This window comes from Robiginitalea myxolifaciens, from assembly GCF_900115205.1.
In the GTDB taxonomy this organism is placed as follows: Bacteria; Bacteroidota; Bacteroidia; order Flavobacteriales; family Flavobacteriaceae; genus Robiginitalea; species Robiginitalea myxolifaciens.
In genome coordinates this window covers 1,105,050-1,117,279 of sequence record NZ_FOYQ01000001.1, presented here as the reverse complement: position 1 = coordinate 1,117,279, position 12,230 = coordinate 1,105,050, and the positions used below count along the sequence as shown (strand labels likewise).

At 48.9% G+C, this 12,230-nt stretch carries 13 protein-coding genes; 9 read left to right on the top strand and 4 right to left on the bottom strand.

Annotation, left to right across the window (positions count from 1 at the left end; all coding sequences use genetic code 11):
• The first annotated feature begins 6 nt into the window (after positions 1–6).
• From BM318_RS04935 to BM318_RS04905, 7 genes are all read left to right on the top strand, one after another.
• A complete protein-coding gene (locus tag BM318_RS04935) occupies positions 7–546 on the top strand; it encodes a CopD family protein (RefSeq protein WP_092981126.1) in 540 nt (179 codons plus the stop codon).
• Between the two features lie 104 nt (positions 547–650).
• Positions 651–2,075 carry a sensor histidine kinase gene (locus tag BM318_RS04930; RefSeq protein WP_092981125.1) on the top strand — a complete coding sequence of 475 codons (1,425 nt, stop codon included), beginning with the start codon at positions 651–653 and terminating at the stop codon, positions 2,073–2,075.
• 107 nt (positions 2,076–2,182) lie between these two features.
• Positions 2,183–2,965, top strand: a complete 783-nt coding sequence (locus tag BM318_RS04925) for an enoyl-CoA hydratase/isomerase family protein (protein WP_092982076.1) — start codon at positions 2,183–2,185, stop codon at positions 2,963–2,965.
• 163 nt (positions 2,966–3,128) lie between these two features.
• Positions 3,129–4,559, top strand: coding sequence for a hypothetical protein (locus BM318_RS04920; RefSeq protein ID WP_245759740.1), 1,431 nt, complete (start codon positions 3,129–3,131; stop codon positions 4,557–4,559).
• Positions 4,560–4,605: 46 nt separating this feature from the next.
• A complete protein-coding gene (locus BM318_RS04915) occupies positions 4,606–5,676 on the top strand; it encodes a PA0069 family radical SAM protein (protein ID WP_092981123.1) in 1,071 nt (356 codons plus the stop codon).
• Between the two features lie 74 nt (positions 5,677–5,750).
• The gene (locus BM318_RS04910; protein WP_092981121.1) at positions 5,751–6,104 is read left to right on the top strand and encodes a YciI family protein; all 354 of its coding nucleotides are present in this window, start codon (positions 5,751–5,753) and stop codon (positions 6,102–6,104) included.
• Positions 6,104–7,432 (top strand): RNA polymerase sigma factor, encoded by a 1,329-nt coding sequence (locus tag BM318_RS04905; protein ID WP_092981119.1) that lies wholly within the window; start codon positions 6,104–6,106, stop codon positions 7,430–7,432. Before BM318_RS04910 ends, BM318_RS04905 begins: the two co-directional genes overlap by 1 nt.
• Here the strand turns inward: BM318_RS04905 and BM318_RS04900 are convergent.
• From BM318_RS04900 to BM318_RS04885, 4 genes are all read right to left on the bottom strand, one after another.
• Entirely contained in the window at positions 7,405–8,814 is a 1,410-nt protein-coding gene (locus BM318_RS04900) for a Gfo/Idh/MocA family protein (RefSeq protein WP_092981117.1), read from the bottom strand. The two genes, BM318_RS04905 and BM318_RS04900, sit on opposite strands and share 28 nt — an antisense overlap.
• Before the next feature lie 79 nt (positions 8,815–8,893).
• On the bottom strand, positions 8,894–9,553 hold the full coding sequence (locus tag BM318_RS04895; RefSeq protein ID WP_092981115.1) for an HD domain-containing protein: 660 nt from the start codon (positions 9,551–9,553) through the stop codon (positions 8,894–8,896).
• Positions 9,550–10,287: a lysophospholipid acyltransferase family protein gene (locus tag BM318_RS04890; protein WP_092981114.1), complete on the bottom strand. Its 738-nt coding sequence runs from the start codon at positions 10,285–10,287 to the stop codon at positions 9,550–9,552. Before BM318_RS04890 ends, BM318_RS04895 begins: the two co-directional genes overlap by 4 nt.
• Before the next feature lie 61 nt (positions 10,288–10,348).
• A complete protein-coding gene (locus BM318_RS04885; protein WP_092981112.1) occupies positions 10,349–10,759 on the bottom strand; it encodes a BrxA/BrxB family bacilliredoxin in 411 nt (136 codons plus the stop codon).
• Between the two features lie 135 nt (positions 10,760–10,894).
• On the opposite strand from BM318_RS04885, the gene BM318_RS04880 reads away from it, so the two are divergent.
• A complete protein-coding gene (locus BM318_RS04880) occupies positions 10,895–11,617 on the top strand; it encodes a TerB family tellurite resistance protein (RefSeq protein ID WP_092981110.1) in 723 nt (240 codons plus the stop codon).
• A gap of 15 nt (positions 11,618–11,632) precedes the next feature.
• Positions 11,633–12,220 carry a HupE/UreJ family protein gene (locus BM318_RS04875; protein WP_092982074.1) on the top strand — a complete coding sequence of 196 codons (588 nt, stop codon included), beginning with the start codon at positions 11,633–11,635 and terminating at the stop codon, positions 12,218–12,220.
• The last annotated feature ends 10 nt before the right edge of the window (positions 12,221–12,230 follow it).

The window sequence follows — 12,230 nt, the reverse complement described above, 5'->3', positions numbered from 1 at the left end:
GAAAACATGGAAGCGTATTACCCTTATATCAAAGCACTGCATTTGATCTTCGTGGTTACCTGGTTTGCCGGCCTCTTTTACATGCCCAGGCTTTTTATCTATCATATCGAATCCCGGGATAAGGGGAAGTCGGAGGCAGCGGTACTGGGCACGCAATTCCGCCTCATGGAGCGCCGACTTTGGTATATCATCACCTGGCCTTCGGCTATTTTGTGCACCCTTTTTGCCTTTACCTTGCTGGCCATCATGCCGGGCTGGTTACAACAAGGCTGGATGCATGTAAAATTGGGATTTGTGGTTGTGCTTTGGGGCTACCACCTGCTGATGCACCGCATGTTCTTGAAATTTCAAAGGGAAGCGTTCAGCTACACCTCCGGCTTTATGAGGATTTGGAACGAAGGCGCGACGCTCATTCTTTTTGCCATGGTCTTCCTCGCGGTGGTCCGGCACAGCCTGAATTGGATCTATGGCCTCCTGGGGCTCATCGGGTTAGCGGTCTTATTAATGCTCGGAATCCGCTTGTATAAAAAGTTGCGGAAGGATTAAGGAAAGCCCGCTTACAGCCTGGCCTGATTATTGCTAACTTTAACCGACTAAACCAGCGAATTTTGCTCCGTAAATTGTCTTTGAGGTCCCGGATTTTTGTATCCATGATTTTGCTGGTGATCATTGCCTCTATCCTGATCGCTGGGGTTACGGTTTATCAATATCGGGAGCAATCCATTGAGTATCATGAAGATCGCCTGGAGCGTAAAGAGCAGCAAATTCTGCAGGCCATCGAATTTGCCCTTCAGCAAACCACCTACCCGATTACTACGGATAACCTTGGATTGATATTTAAGGATGAGATCTATCGGATTGCGATCATTGAAAACGCGAATTTCAATATTTACGATCTGGAGGGGCAACTCATCAAGAGCTCCCGGCCTAAATTCAATAACGATTCGGTTTCTATTTGTCTGGAAACCCATGTACTTAACGCGCTCAGGCAGGGAAGTTCAAAGCGCTATGTGGAAATCAATGAAGCTGCCGGAGACACCTACCAGGCTTCCTACAGCATTATAACGGATGCCAGATTCAAGCCCATAGGGATTCTCCACCTAAGCTATTTTCAGGAGAACTCCTTTTACGAAGAAGAATTACAGGAATTCCTGCTGCGCCTTGGCGCGGTTTACCTCCTTATGTTGCTTTCGGCAATTGGCCTGGCCTATTTCATTTCAAAATATATTACCCGGTCCCTGCAGACCATTTCTGATAAGCTCACCCAAACCCGGTTGGCGAAGAGTAATGAGAAAATTCACCTGGATGACCCCACTGAGGAGATTGCCCATTTGATTGGGGCCTACAATGGTATGATCGATGAGCTGGAAGAAAGTGCCGCGAAACTTGCCCGAAGCGAGCGCGAACAGGCGTGGCGCGAAATGGCCAAACAAGTAGCACACGAGATCAAAAATCCGCTTACCCCAATGCGTTTGAGCGTCCAAAGTTTTGAGCGGAAGTTTGACCCGGAAGATCCTGAGGTCCGGACCCGGATGGCGGAATTTTCAAAAAGCCTGATCGAGCAAATCGATACCCTCAGTAGCATTGCCTCGGCTTTTTCAAATTTTGCGAAGATGCCTGCCCAGCAAAATGAAGACCTCAATGTGGTGGAGGTTACCCGGCTTGGATTGGAAATTTTCAACGAGCCTTATATCCATTTCCTGGCCGAGGAGGAGCATATTACCGCCGAGATGGACCGCACCCAATTGATCCGGGTTGTGACCAACCTGGTCAAGAATGCCATTCAGGCCGTGCCGGAAGTCGAAAATCCCCGCATCCTGGTGTCGGTCACAGCCGATGAGCGATGGGCCAAAATTATGGTGGCGGACAATGGTATTGGGATCAGTGAAGCGAATACCGACAAAATATTCGAGCCTAAATTCACCACCAAAAGCAGCGGGATGGGCCTTGGATTGGGAATGGTTAAAACCATTGTCGAAGGAGTAGGTGGAACTATTGAATTTACCAGTCAGCCCGGGAAAGGAACCGTATTTACCGTTCGCCTCAAACGCAAGAAAGTTGAGGTACAGGATTAAAACGCTAGCTTAGTCAAATTCCAAATTCCAAATCCCAAACACTAAGCACCAAGTACCAAACTTCAAATTCCAAAAAACCAAGCACCAAGAATCAAATGCCAAATCCAATGAAATTTAAAAACCTGAAAGTTAAGCGCGATTCGGCCATTGGTCGTATCTGGATAGATCGTGAGAAAAAGCTGAATGCCTTAAACAGAGAAACGATAGAATCCCTTCACCAGGCACTGAAAGCCCTGGACGAAGATCCGGATATTCGGGTAATCATCCTTAGGGGAAGCGGTCCGAAAGCCTTTGTTGCCGGGGCCGATATTTCGGAATTTGCCGATTACAGCCCGGAAGAGGCCCAGGATTTGGCTCGAAGTGGTCAGGAAAAATTATTCGATTTTGCGGAGAATCTCTCCACACCCATCATTGCGGCGGTCAATGGATTTGCCCTGGGCGGTGGGCTGGAACTCGCCATGTCCTGCCATTTCAGAATAGCCAGTCACAACGCCCGCATGGGACTACCGGAGGTTTCACTTGGGGTCATCCCGGGATATGGGGGAACCCAGCGTTTGCCAGAACTCATTGGAAAAGGCCGTGCTATGGAGATGATTCTCAGCGGGGGTATGATCGATGCTGAAAGGGCGCACGAATACGGATTGGTCAATCATGTTACTGCATTGGAAGGCCTGGACGAATTGAGTTTACGTCTGGCTGAGAAGATTGCCGGGAACTCCCCTTCGGCACAAAAACATGCAATAAAAGCCATAAATGCGGGTTTTAGGAGTACCGTCCCGGGATTTAAGGCCGAAATTGAACGCTTTGGCAATTGTTTTGGCACTGCGGATTTTGTTGAAGGTACTACCGCTTTCCTCGAAAAAAGAAAACCAGATTTCTCGGGCCGATAACGTAACGTTTTCGACCATGCAACTACGATTCTTACTCTTGTTTCTATTTGGAGGGATTTTACTTGGCCATAGCCAGGACAAGACGAAAATCGCTTCGGAAAAATACCCAGTGTCCTATGACTTTGGCGAAAAATATAACGATAGGTATAGGTATTCTAACCTAATGACCTTCGAGGAAGGGGAGTCTGACAATAAGATATTGGTAAGGGCCTATTATACCGGACTTATTCTGAAGCCTAAAGGTTATCTCATAGAGCGTTACGACAGTGAACTTCAACTAATAGATGAGTTCAATTATAAATTTCGGGGCGCCGACTTTCTCGACGGATTTACGGCAAATGGTCAAATATACCTTTTGTTTATCGAGTATGATCCGGAACGCCTGAGCTATATTTATACGGTCCACCAGAGTCCGGTCGGATCCTACGATTTCAAAAAGAAGAACCTCCTGGTAGTTCCTTCGGTATACGTGGAGAACCCTGTTGAGAAGAATTATTTCAACCGGAATTTTACCTCGGGATTCAGCACTACAATTCTCTTTGATCGGGACCAGCGGGCCTTTGCTTTGAGCCTTCATTACAAGAAGCGCAAGGACAATCAGCATCGGATTATCATTTATGATTATAACATGAATCCGGTTTTTGATCAGGATTTTTCCGGGGAGATCGAAGACAAGAATTACGCCTTCGAAGGGTTTAAGATGGCTCCTGATTTTTCAGCAGCTTATCTGGTTGGAAAGGCCTATTTCAAAAAGCGCCGGTTTAAGGCCGAGGAGCGTAAATTCCAATATGAGGTGGTAAAAATTGCCGCAGGAGGTACGCAAACCGCCAGTTATGACTTACCCGGAAAGTTCTCTGAAGGCATGAAGCCCCTATGGAAGAACAATTCCCTTTATCTGGTCGGATTTTATGCGGATCGCAGGGATAACCGGTACAATGGTATCGATTTTATAGCGATAAAACCGGGTACCCTTGAAGCCGTAAAGCGCCAGCATAATCCATTTTCAGAGCAGTTCATGAAGGATAAGTTCGGGACCGAAAACGAGAAGGTGGTCAAAAACCTGGTCTTCAAGGATGCTCAGTTTACTGCCGACGGTTCCCTATTATTCAATGCCGAAGAGTATTTTGTTACCCGCAGTCTGGAATCCAATGCCAGTGGTGGCAGGGTACAAAAAGAGCGGTTTCACTACAATGATATCGTTAGCATTAAGCTGGATGCAGACGGAAAGATGCTTTGGGCGCGGAATATCAATAAAACGGAGGTAACCCAGGGGGATGGGGCCTACGCTTCGTACACCTCTTTCTCCAAAGATGGAAATACGTATTTTTTCATCTGCACCGCTGCAGACAATCCACGACTCCTGAACAACGAACGCCTGATTTTTAAGCAGGGCCTGAGCCGAAATCGCAATGTCTTCCTCATTCGCATCGATGGCCAGGGCCAGGTGAGTTATGAAAAGATTATAGACCAGGAGGAAGCCCGCCTTCCCCTTATGGTCTCCAAACCGCTGATCTGCGACGATTCGGACACCGTTTACTTTTACGCAAAGCGGGGAAGCAAGAAGCAATTGGTGGCTGTTAAAATTCAGGGATAGCTCAAAACGATGGATATATTCCATAAATTTGGAATAAAACCAAAAATTGAGCCGAAAAGAGCTGCTTAAAGGGAGAGGAGCCCAAGGACAGGTCCACAACAGATTTGAACGTCATATTCAGGAAACCAGGGACGATTACCTGGAGTATCTCAACCGTAGTGGGGAAGCCGAAAAGCTGCGTACAACCTATACCCCGGTACATCCCAAAACCATAGTCAACAAGGTAACCAGCCCTGATGTTCGCATGCCCTACAGTATGAATCCGTACCAGGGATGCGAGCACGGATGCGTCTATTGCTATGCCCGAAATACCCATGAATATTGGGGGTATAGCGCCGGCCTCGATTTTGAGAGTAAGATCCTTTACAAACCTGCAGCGGCCACCTTGCTCGAAAAACATCTGAGGAACCCGCGCTGGGAAGCCTCTCCCATTGTTCTCTCGGGAAATACAGACTGCTACCAGCCCGCAGAACGTCGCTTTGGCCTTACCCGATCCTGTCTGGAAGTTTTTTGGAAGTATCGGCATCCCGTGGGAATAATAACCAAGAATTCCCTGTTACTCCGCGATTTGGATTTACTCGAGCAGCTCAATAGCGAAGGCCTGGTAAGCGTTCATATTTCGGTAACTTCCCTGGACGAATCGATACGCAGCCTCCTGGAACCCCGCACAGCGAGCACGCGAAAACGCCTAAGGACTATTGCCGAACTATCCAATCGGGGTATTCCCGTAAACGCTATGTTGGCCCCCATGATACCGGGGCTGAACAGTCATGAGCTTATGGATTTAGCCAAGGCAGTTGCCGATGCAGGAGCCCTTAGCTTTGGTTTTACCATGGTCCGTCTCAATGGAGCCATCGGGCCACTGTTTCTGGACTGGTTGCAAAAAGCAATGCCGGACCGAGCCTCCCGGGTAGAATCGCTGATTCGCTCCTGTCATGATGGGCAGTTGAACGACAGTCAATTTGGACGCCGCATGAAAGGTGAGGGGGAGGTTGCCAGCCAATTACATCAAATGGCGCGTATTTCCCGACAGAAATTCTTTAAAGGGAGAGAACTTCCGGAGCTGAACACCAGCCTTCACGCCCAGTATAAGACCGGGCAATTACGTCTTTTTTAATTTTTTTTGAATTATTGTCCAATCCGTCCCGGGCCCAAACGTCATTAGGGTAAATAACTTAATACATTTATCACATGAGTAACTTTTTGTATTTATTCAGAGGAGGGGACGCGGCTTACGAGCGCATGTCCCAGAAAGAGCGCCAGGAACACATGGAATTGTGGGGCGCCTGGATGGAAAATTTGCAACAGCAGGGAAATCTTGTAGACGGTCAGCCCCTTGGAGCCGAAGGAAAGGTGGTCCGGGATCGGGGAACGGTAGTTACCGATGGTCCTTTTGTAGAAGGATCAGAAGTAGTCGGGGGCTACCTCATCGTTAGCGCTGCAGATTTTCACGAGGCGACCGAAATTTCCAAGGGCTGTCCCATCTTTGATTACGACGGGGCGTTTGTTGAGATTCGGGAAATTCAGGATATGGATAACCACTGATGGCCCAGCAAGAAGCCAATTATCACGCAGACCACTTATTCAGGGAGGCCTATGGAGAAATCCTGGCTTCCCTTGCTGCGCGATTTGGTTTTGGATTACTGGACAGTATTGAAGACGCTTTACAGGATACCTTCATCAAAGCGATGCAGGTATGGGGATATCAGGGATTGCCGGACAATCCACGGGCGTGGCTGTATACCGCTGCACGGAATCGATTATTAGACCTGCTGCGCAAAGAAAAAAAGCAGGTAGACTTCCCTCTGGAAAGCCAGGCTGCAACGGAACTGCTTTCTGGTGCTTCAGATTCGCAGGCAATGAACGTTGATTCACAGGTGGTGAACCTTGATTCGCAAGAGGTGCAGGATGCTCAGTTGCGGATGATCTTTGCCTGTTGCCACCCTGCACTCAGCCGTGAATACCAGTTACTGCTCAGTTTGAAATTGGTAGCCGGATTCAATAACCGGGAGGTAGGCCGGGTATTGTTAAAGAAGGAGGAAGCTATTGCCAAGGCGTACACCCGAGCCAAAAAAGCGTTAGGCCAACAACTGGATGTTCTTGAACCCATCCGTAACCTAGCTTTGCGCAACCGTTCAGTAGTAGTCTATCAAGTGATTTATCTGATGTTTACCGAAGGTTACCGACCGCAATCCGGCGATTCTGGCCTGCGCAAGGATCTATGTTTTGAAGCGCTCCGACTGGCAATCCTTCTCGATACTAATTCTACGTTTAAGACCCACGATTTATCGGCTTTGATTGCCCTCATGGCCTTCCATGCTGCACGCTTTGATGCCCGTTTTGATGCTGATGGAAAATTGGTAGACCTTGAACATCAGGACCGTTCAAAATATAATGGGGAGCTCATTGCCTACGGGAAGGCGAATTGGGAAGTCTGCCAGCAAGACCAGCCTTTTTCCTCGAGGTATCATCTCGAGGCCGGAATAGCCTACCTCCACGCGAGGGCGAAAGACTATGCTTCGACAGACTGGGCATCAATTTTACTCCTGTACGACGCTCACCTGGCACGTCAATTTAGTCCGATTGTTGCCCTCAACCGCCTGGTTGCCCTGGCAGAATCCGGGAATATTACATCGGCTCAGAAAGCGCTGGAAGAACTAGCCAAAGCGCATCCTATGGTAGCAGAAAAAGCCCTGTTCCACGCACTGCGCGCCAGGATATTTCATAATCAGGGGGCATTTGAAAAGGCTGAAGAAGCCTTTGCCAGGGCCGCTGATCTGAGTCAGAACAACCTGGAAAAGGTTCATTTTGAAGCGCAAGGAAGAAAGTCTGTTGCCGCTAAAAATCAGGTAAGAGACCAGCCCTCCCGATAGGATCCCTGTACCCATTGGTTGGCCATCTCAAAGTTGGTGACTTTCATATTTTCACCGTCCCACATGATTTTCTTTCGTCCGGGGTAGCTGAAACCTCTGCCGTTGCTTGGTCGCACCTTATATTGATAGGCACGGATGGCCAGGTTCCCCATAAGTACGGCTTCAGTAAGCTTTCCGGCACGCTCAAAATCCGAGGAAGTTGGAGTTCCGTTCAGACAGCCTTCAACCCAGTTGCGCTGGTGACCATTGATATCGCCTTCTACCCTTGGTAAATAGGGCGTGGGCTTATTAATCAATTCCATAGTAGAGGAAGGTAATAAACGCGCGTTTCGTGAGTAGGTATCACAAATCAGAATTCCCCGGCTTCCATAGAAAATGGAGCCTCCACCATTATCTCCGATTGGCTCGCCGTCTCCGAGTTCGTCCGGCAGATCGGGTTTGATCCCCCCATCGTACCAGTTCAGGGCAACTTTGCCGTGGTTTTTGCTTTCGAACTTCAAGCGCACAATGGAAGAAGACGGACAGGAAGCGCTGTAATCGGCTTCCACAAAATCCCCAACCCAATTGGTTGTACAGCTGGCCTCAGCCTCTGTGGGATAGCCCAGGTCCAGGACGCTAAAAGGTGTTTCCATGATGTGACAACCCATATCGCCGAGGGCTCCGGTTCCAAAGTCCCACCAGCCCCGCCATTTGAAGGGAAGGTATGATGCCTTGTAATCTCGCATTGCTGCGGGTCCAAGCCATAAATCCCAATCGAGTTCACTGGGAATAGGATCGGCTCCCTCTGGCAGCGGAATTCCCTGGGGCCACACAGGGCGGTTGGTCCAGCAATCCACCTTATATACCTCACCGATTATCCCGCTATCTACCCATTCTCGGGCTTCGCGGCTGCCATCACTGGAGGCTCCCTGATTCCCCATTTGCGTCACCAAATTATGCTCACGGGCAACCTGGGTCATCATACGTGCCTCAGCAATATTATGCGTCAGGGGCTTTTCTACATAGGCGTGCTTTTTAGCGCGCATAAAGGGCAGTGCAATCGTGGCATGGGTATGGTCGGGGGTAGCCACCATAATTGCATCAATCTCATTCAAATGGTTGTCGTAGACATCCCTGAAATCCTTATAAGCGGGCACTTTGGAATATCGCTTCAGGGTATCGGCAGCCCGTCGCTGATCCACGTCGCAAAGCGCTACAAATTTTACTTTGCCGGTTTCCTCCAGGCCACGCATCACCCCCTGGCCGCGTCCACCAACACCGAATGCGGCTACATAGAGGGTATCGCTGGGCGCCACGTGTTGCTTGCCCAGGACAAATGAGGGAACTATAGTAAAGGCCGCTGAGGTAGCCGCCGTGTTTTTCAGGAACTTTCTTCTTTGCATTGCCCGAGAGGTTTTAGTGAATGAATTCCTGAAGATACAAACTCAGGATAATCAAAACAAAGGCTTTGCAGGCCAATCATCAGGCCTTTCCATTCCACTCGGCGTAGAACCGCTCCAAAAACGCCAGCATGTAACCATGCCGGTCTTCGGCCAGTGATTTTGCCGTTTGGGTGTGCATGCTGTCCTTGAGAAGGAGCAGCTTTTCATAGAAGTGGTTGATCGTAGGCCCCTGGGATTTCTTGTATTCCGCTTTGGTCATATTGAGTCGCGGGGGGATTTCGGGATCGTAGAGTTTACGGCCCTTATGTCCGCCATAATTAAAGGCTCGAGCTATTCCAATAGCACCGATTGCGTCCAGACGGTCGGCATCCCGAACTACATGGAGTTCCCTGGAATCGAAGGGAGCCTTTTTACCGGAAAGGCTATTCTTGAACGACATATATCGAATAATATTCAGGATGTGTGTCCTATCTTTTTTCGGTATATCTAAGGTGCTCAGGAAGGCGCCGGCCTTATTGGGGCCAATGCTTTCATCCCCATTGTGAAATTTAGGATCGGCGATATCGTGAAGCAATGCAGCCAGGCTTACAATACGTAAGTCTACCTTTTCGCCCCGGGCAATTAGCAGGGTATTTCGGAAAACCCGCTCGATGTGGAACCAATCGTGTCCACCTTCGGCACCCTTGAGTTCCTCCTTTACGAAGGCTATTGTTTTTTCAATGCGTTCTGCGTCGTTCACGCTTCGGGTTTAATATGGGTTACAATGATTTTTTCAATGGTTTCCAGGCCATTTTCCCCGAGTTCCGCGACCGGGATGGCCGGATGGACGGTATAGCGGATATGTGCTCCCAGGCCATGTGGGAATTTTCCGTAGCGAAACATTTTCCAGGAATTATTGATGCTAATCGGTAGGATACTGGCCGAAGGGGCTTGCTCCATCAGTAGCTGCAGGCCATAGGTCTTAAAGGGTTTTGGGACCCCATTGCGGGAACGGGTTCCCTCTGGAAAGATTACAGCACTTCGCCCCGTTTCTTCGATATACCTCCCCAAGGCTTCAAGGGCTTCGCGGGCTTGCTTCCGGTCCTTGCGATCGATCAGGGCCGATCCGCCATGGCGCAAATTATAGCTTACACTTGGTATTCCCTTGCCCAACTCCTTTTTGCTGACAAACTTTGGGTGAAACTTCCGCAGATGCCAGATAATGGGTGGGATATCGTACATGCTCTGGTGGTTGGTCACAATGATTAACGGACCATTTTCGGGTAATTTGTCCCGGTAACTTATGGAATATCGGGTTCCCAGAAGATGCGTACAGCGCATCAGACAAAGGTTGAGGATACTCACACTGCGCTTGTGCGCATGATATCCCAGAACATTCAGACAGAACCATTGAATCGGATGGAAAATTACCAGGGTCAGTCCGAAAAAAATCAGATAAATAACGGTCAGCGGATAGGCCAGAAGTTTTGCCATGGCACAAAAATAAAAAACCCCGGGGGAGTCCTCCGGGGTTTCTATTTGCTGCTACAGTTTTTTAACAAAACTCGTTATATGCTTGCATCAGGTTTTCTGCGATCATCTCCGCTGGGCGACCTTCGATGTGGTGGCGTTCAATCATGTGAACCAGCTCGCCATCTTTAAAGAGACCCATACTCGGGGAGGAAGGAGGGAATGGAACCATCCGGTTTCTGGCCGCATCTACTGCCTCGCGGTCTACACCGGCGAATACTGTTACCAAACGATCCGGGGTCTTTCCGTTTTGAAGGCTGAGTTTAGCACCGGGGCGCGCGTTGGCTGCGGCACAACCACAGACCGAGTTTACAACGACCAGTACGGTTCCTTCACTTTCGATGGCAGAAGCCACAGCTTCTGCGCTGAATAATTCTTCAAATCCAGCCGTCGAAAGATCGTCTCTCATGGGCTGTACAAGTTCTGCAGGATACATATGTCTTATATTTTGGGGTAATATTCCGCTAAAAATTCATCCGCAAAGGTACGAATTGAAACGAAGTTTTCCATAAGTCGGAAAAAGCAGGCTATCCCTTACAAACCGCTATCTTTGAAAAAATTTTTCAAGGAGATGATTAAATGGTTTGGCGCCATTTTGGGTTATATGTTTCTCAGGCTTCCGGGAGCCATTGTGGGATTCCTGATCGGTAGCCTGGTCGACGGGAGTAGAGGCGGGGGATCCGCCATGCCGGAATTCGGTCGTTCCCGGGTTTCCCCGGCCGATTTTGAACTTAATTTACTCTCCCTTTGTTCCATAATTATCAAGGCCGACGGGCAGGTGAGCCAGCAGGAGCTGGATTATGTCCGGCAATACTTCCTCCAGACCTATGGAAAAGAAAAGGCCAATGCCATTTTCCGCACCTTTAATGAGGTCATCAAGAAACGGGAAGTTTCCGCCCAACGCATTTGTGCCTACCTCAACCAGCGTACGCGTTACGAAGTACGCTTGCAACTCCTTCATTTTTTGTTTGGAATCGCACAGGCCGATGGTACAATCAGCCCTTCAGAAGTAGAGAAGTTAAAGGAAATTGCAGGCTACCTCAGATTGAGCAGAACCGACTTTGAAAGTATCATGGCCATGTTTGTGCGTTCGGCCGACACGGCTTATACCATTCTTGAAATTGAACGGTCCGCCACGGACGAAGAAGTCAAGAAAGCCTATCGAACCATGGCGAAGAAGTATCACCCGGATCGGGTGAACACCGCCGATGAAGCCATAAAACGAGGGGCCGAGGAAAAGTTTAAAGAAGTCCAAAAGGCCTATGAGGCCATACAAAAGGAACGCGGACTTTAAGGCTATAGAATGGGTATGGAAACATTTACTATTTACGGCAAATTAGGGTTCGAACACGTGCTGGATCCTGCAGGTTACGATCATGTCCTATTTTTAATTGCACTGGCCATACCATTTACGTATCGGCAATGGCGCCCTGTTGTTTGGTTGGCAACCCTCTTTACCATTGCGCATTGTTTGTCGCTGGCCCTTGCGGCTTTTGGATGGGTGGAAGTCGATTCGGCCTGGGTCGAATTCCTGATTCCCGTAACGATACTGCTCACCGCAGGATTCAACCTGTGGATACTTCGCCAGGATTGGGACAGTTCCCGTGCTTTAAAATGGCACCTGATGGCAACGTCCATATTTGGCTTGATTCACGGCTTTGGATTTTCCAACTATTTCAGCATGCTGATGTCCGGGGAAGAAGAAAAGACAAGTCCCCTACTGGGATTTGCCCTGGGGATAGAAGGTGCCCAACTGGTGGTCCTGGCGGTTGTGTTATTACTTTCCTACTTCCTCCTGGACAAGCTCCGCCTCCCGCGTAAACCCTATATTGCACTGGTAAGTCTGGCAATTTTGGTGCTATCGGGAGTCCTCGCAGTTAATGCTTTCCCGCTTTAGTTTAAAATTA

Coding starts and splice junctions, on each gene's coding strand:
- BM318_RS04935 (WP_092981126.1), top strand. CDS start 7: ATGGAAGCGTATTACCCTTATATCAAAGCACTGCATTTGATCTTCGTG.
- BM318_RS04930 (WP_092981125.1), top strand. CDS start 651: ATGATTTTGCTGGTGATCATTGCCTCTATCCTGATCGCTGGGGTTACG.
- BM318_RS04925 (WP_092982076.1), top strand. CDS start 2,183: ATGAAATTTAAAAACCTGAAAGTTAAGCGCGATTCGGCCATTGGTCGT.
- BM318_RS04920 (WP_245759740.1), top strand. CDS start 3,129: ATGACCTTCGAGGAAGGGGAGTCTGACAATAAGATATTGGTAAGGGCC.
- BM318_RS04910 (WP_092981121.1), top strand. CDS start 5,751: ATGAGTAACTTTTTGTATTTATTCAGAGGAGGGGACGCGGCTTACGAG.
- BM318_RS04905 (WP_092981119.1), top strand. CDS start 6,104: ATGGCCCAGCAAGAAGCCAATTATCACGCAGACCACTTATTCAGGGAG.
- BM318_RS04900 (WP_092981117.1), bottom strand. CDS start 8,814: ATGCAAAGAAGAAAGTTCCTGAAAAACACGGCGGCTACCTCAGCGGCC.
- BM318_RS04890 (WP_092981114.1), bottom strand. CDS start 10,287: ATGGCAAAACTTCTGGCCTATCCGCTGACCGTTATTTATCTGATTTTT.
- BM318_RS04885 (WP_092981112.1), bottom strand. CDS start 10,759: ATGTATCCTGCAGAACTTGTACAGCCCATGAGAGACGATCTTTCGACG.
- BM318_RS04880 (WP_092981110.1), top strand. CDS start 10,895: ATGATTAAATGGTTTGGCGCCATTTTGGGTTATATGTTTCTCAGGCTT.
- BM318_RS04875 (WP_092982074.1), top strand. CDS start 11,633: ATGGAAACATTTACTATTTACGGCAAATTAGGGTTCGAACACGTGCTG.